This window comes from Bradyrhizobium sp. NBAIM08, assembly GCF_020193935.1.
GTDB lineage: Bacteria > Pseudomonadota > Alphaproteobacteria > Rhizobiales > Xanthobacteraceae > Bradyrhizobium > Bradyrhizobium yuanmingense.
In genome coordinates this window covers 1-416 of record NZ_JADYVR010000767.1, presented here as the reverse complement: position 1 = coordinate 416, position 416 = coordinate 1, and the positions used below count along the sequence as shown (strand labels likewise).

Genomic DNA, 416 nt, shown 5'->3' with positions numbered 1-416 from the left:
TTGTGTATGCGTCCGACCGCCTGACCCGCAACCTGGCGCATCTGATCCTGCTGCGGGAAGAGTGGCGCCGGCTCGAGGCTGAGCTGCACTTCGTCAACCGGGGCAAGTCGGAAGACAACCCCGAGCACCGCATGACGGAAAACATCGAAGGCGTGTTCAACGACTACTGGCGCGAGAAGATTCTAGAGTCCACCATGCGCGGAAAGCGGCGCAAAGCCCAGGCCGGCCTGTGGGTGGGCGGCGGGCCTACGCCGTACGGCTACGCGCGCCGGGGCAAGGGGAAGAAGGCGCAGCTGGCCATCCTGGAGCGGGAGGCCGCGATCGTCCGCCAGATCTTCGCCTGGTACATCGGCGCCGGCGCGCCAGCCCTGATGACCGCCGAGATCGCCGAGCGCCTGACGGCCGCCGGTGTGCCC

1 protein-coding gene is annotated in these 416 nt (G+C 68.0%); it reads left to right on the top strand.

The features are described 5' to 3' along the window. Positions 1–416, top strand: a 416-nt coding sequence (locus I6F37_RS41965; protein WP_225154667.1) for a recombinase family protein, incomplete at both ends; no start/stop codon positions are given.